Source organism: Streptomyces albidochromogenes, assembly GCF_005981925.1.
GTDB lineage: Bacteria > Actinomycetota > Actinomycetes > Streptomycetales > Streptomycetaceae > Streptomyces > Streptomyces albidochromogenes.
Genome location: NZ_VBVX01000469.1, coordinates 1 through 3,566, shown reverse-complemented (window position 1 = coordinate 3,566; position 3,566 = coordinate 1). Strand labels below are relative to the sequence as shown.

2 protein-coding genes are annotated in these 3,566 nt (G+C 68.7%); one reads left to right on the top strand and one right to left on the bottom strand.

Annotation, left to right across the window (positions count from 1 at the left end; all coding sequences use genetic code 11):
- Window positions 1-382 (top strand): Rv3235 family protein (locus E2E34_RS32580; protein WP_244316353.1); only part of this gene is annotated, 382 nt, incomplete at its 5' end.
- A gap of 129 nt (window positions 383-511) precedes the next feature.
- Here E2E34_RS32580 and secA read toward each other — a convergent pair.
- Window positions 512-3,346: a preprotein translocase subunit SecA gene (secA, locus tag E2E34_RS32575; RefSeq protein WP_138905442.1), complete on the bottom strand. Its 2,835-nt coding sequence runs from the start codon at window positions 3,344-3,346 to the stop codon at window positions 512-514.
- Window positions 3,347-3,566: the final 220 nt, after the last annotated feature.

Sequence of the window (3,566 nt, the reverse complement as noted above, 5' to 3'; positions counted from 1 at the left end):
CACCGTCCCGGCCCAGCACCGCCCCCCGCACCACCGCCGTCCGACCCCGCACGAGCAGTTCGCCGAGCGCCTGCTGGCGGTGCTCAGCGGCCGGCGCCCCGTGCACTGGATGCTGGGCCACACCATCGGCGAGGCGTACGAGCAGCTCGTCCAGCTGGCGCCCCGGACTCCGCTGCGCACCCGGGGCGTCCTCCCCGTCGTACGCACCTGCGGCGGCTTCCACCCGCGCCCTGGGGTGGTCGAGGCCTTCGCGAGCATCGCGGCCGGCGAGCAGGTACGGGCGATGGCGTTCCGCCTGGAGCAGGGCCGTGACCTGCGGTGGCGCTGCGCCGCCGTGGAACTCGGCGGCGCCCCGTCGGCGGCGGCCTGCGCGCCGGCGTAGAACCGGCCCGCTGCGGCCCACGCGCCGGCCCGCCACCGGCGCGGCCCCGGGGACACGAACGGCCAGGGCCGGACACCACACGTGGTGTCCGGCCCCGGCCGCGCAAGCGGTACGTACGTACCCGCGCGCCTACTTCTTGCGGCGGCGGCTGCCGCCCTTCTGGGCCTTGCGCCGCTCGGCACGCGTCATGCCGTCCGACTCGGACCGCGCGGGCCCGTCGCCGTTGTCGAAGTCGCCCTCGATGACGCCGCCCTCACCGTCGACCGTGGGAGCGGAGAAGTGCAGCCGGTCGGGCCGCTGCGGGGCGTCGAGACCCTTCGCCCGGATCTCCGGCCGGCCCGCGCCCGCCGGCACCGCGTCCTCCTTGCGGAGGGACGGCTTCCCGCCCACCGCCTGGTCCGGAACGGCCTGCACCGGAACCTCCTCGACCTGCTGCTCGACCTGGACCTCCAGGTTGAACAGGTAGCCGACGGACTCTTCCTTGATGCCGTCCATCATGGCGTTGAACATGTCGAAGCCCTCGCGCTGGTACTCGACCAGCGGGTCCTTCTGGGCCATCGCGCGCAGGCCGATGCCCTCCTGGAGGTAGTCCATCTCGTAGAGGTGCTCGCGCCACTTGCGGTCCAGCACGGACAGCACCACGCGCCGCTCCAGCTCACGCATGATGTCGGAGCCGAGCTGCGCCTCGCGCTGGGCGTACTGGGCGTAGATGTCGTCCTTGATGGACTCGGCGATGAACTCGGCGGTGATGCCCGCGCGGTCGCCCGCCGCCTCCTCCAGTTCCTCGACCGTGACCTTCACCGGGTAGAGCTGCTTGAAAGCGCCCCACAGCCGGTCGAGGTCCCACTCCTCGGCGAACCCCTCGACGGTCTCCGCCTGGATGTACGCGTCGATCGTGTCGTCCATGAAGTGGCGGATCTGCTCCTGCAGGTCCTCGCCCTCCAGGACGCGGCGGCGCTCGCCGTAGATGACCTGACGCTGCCGGTTGAGCACCTCGTCGTACTTCAGGACGTTCTTGCGCGACTCGAAGTTCTGCTGCTCGACCTGCGACTGCGCGGAGGCGATCGCGCGCGTCACCATCTTGTTCTCGATCGGCACGTCGTCGGGGACGTTCGCCATCGACATCACACGCTCGACCATCGCGGCCTTGAACAGGCGCATCAGGTCGTCGCCCAGCGACAGGTAGAAGCGGGACTCGCCCGGGTCGCCCTGACGGCCGGAGCGGCCACGCAGCTGGTTGTCGATACGACGCGACTCGTGCCGCTCCGTGCCCAGCACGTACAGCCCGCCGAGCGCCTTGACCTCTTCGAACTCGGCCTTGACCGCCTGCTCGGCCTTCTCGAGAGCGGCGGGCAGCGCGGCGGCCCACTCCTCGATGTGCTCCTCCGGGTCGAGGCCGCGCTGACGCAGCTCCGCCTCGGCGAGGTCGTCCGGGTTGCCGCCGAGCTTGATGTCCGTACCGCGGCCGGCCATGTTGGTGGCGACGGTGACGGCGCCCTTGCGGCCGGCCTGGGCGACGATCGACGCCTCACGGTCGTGCTGCTTGGCGTTGAGGACCTCGTGCTGCACGCCGCGCTTGGACAGCTGCTGCGAGAGGTACTCCGACTTCTCCACGGAGGTCGTGCCGACCAGGATCGGCTGACCCTTCTCGTGCTTCTCCACGATGTCGTCGACGACCGCGGCGAACTTCGCGACCTCGGTGCGGTAGATCAGGTCGGACTGGTCGGCGCGGACCATCGGCCGGTTCGTCGGGATCGGCACGACGCCCAGCTTGTAGATCTGGTGGAACTCGGCGGCCTCGGTCATGGCCGTACCGGTCATGCCGGAGAGCTTGTCGTACAGGCGGAAGAAGTTCTGCAGGGTGATCGTGGCGAGCGTCTGGTTCTCGTCCTTGATGTCCACCCCTTCCTTCGCCTCGATCGCCTGGTGCATGCCCTCGTTGTAGCGGCGGCCGGCGAGGATACGCCCGGTGTGCTCGTCGACGATCATGACCTCGCCGTCGATGACGACGTAGTCCTTGTCCTTCTTGAACAGTTCCTTGGCCTTGATGGCGTTGTTCAGGTAACCGACGAGCGGGGTGTTCACCGACTCGTAGAGGTTGTCGATGCCCAGCCAGTCCTCGACCTTGGCGACGCCGGCCTCGTGGATGGCGACGGTGCGCTTCTTCTCGTCGACCTCGTAGTCGCCGGTCTCCTCGATGCCCTTGAGGGGGTTGCCCGGCTCGCCCTTCTTCAGGCGGACGACCAGCTTGGCGAAGTCGCCGTACCACTTGGTGGCCTGGTCGGCCGGACCCGAGATGATCAGCGGCGTACGGGCCTCGTCGACCAGGATCGAGTCGACCTCGTCGACGATCGCGAAGTTGTGGCCGCGCTGGACGAGCTCGTCCTTCGACCACGCCATGTTGTCGCGCAGGTAGTCGAAGCCGAACTCGTTGTTCGTGCCGTACGTGATGTCGCAGGCGTACATCTCGCGGCGCTGCGCCGGCGACATGTTGGCCAGAATGCAGCCGACCTCGAGGCCGAGGAACTTGTGCACCCGGCCCATCATCTCGGAGTCGCGCTCGGCCAGGTAGTCGTTCACCGTGATCAGGTGGACGCCCTTGCCGGACAGCGCGTTCAGATACGCGGGGAGCGTGCCGACGAGGGTCTTGCCCTCACCGGTCTTCATCTCGGCGACATAACCGAGGTGAAGGGCGGCGCCACCCATCATCTGGACGTCGTAGTGGCGCTGACCGAGAACACGCTTGGCTGCCTCGCGGACGGTCGCGAACGCCTCGGGGAGCAGGTCGTCCAGGCTCTCGCCGTCGGCGTACCGCTCCTTGTACTCGTCGGTGAGCGCCCGCAACTCGGCGTCGGAGAGGTTGACGAAGTCCTCTTCGATGGAGTTGACCTGGTCCGCGATGCGGTGCAGTTTGCGCAGGATCTTGCCTTCGCCTGCACGCATGAGCTTGTTGAAGACGGACACTGAGGCTGGTCTCCTTGCCGGTCGGGCCTGTGCACTGAGTCATGTAGGGACGCTGGCGCGGGCACGGCAGGTGGTCCCCACCGCATCGGCCATCGTAAGCGAGGACCCCGCCACGCCGGGAGGTCCGCCCGCAGGAAGGCCCACTGTTACCCGCAAAGAGAACGGACAGGGGGCCCGGAAGGTGCCGGGCCATCCCGAAAAGGTCCGGCACCTTCCGGGC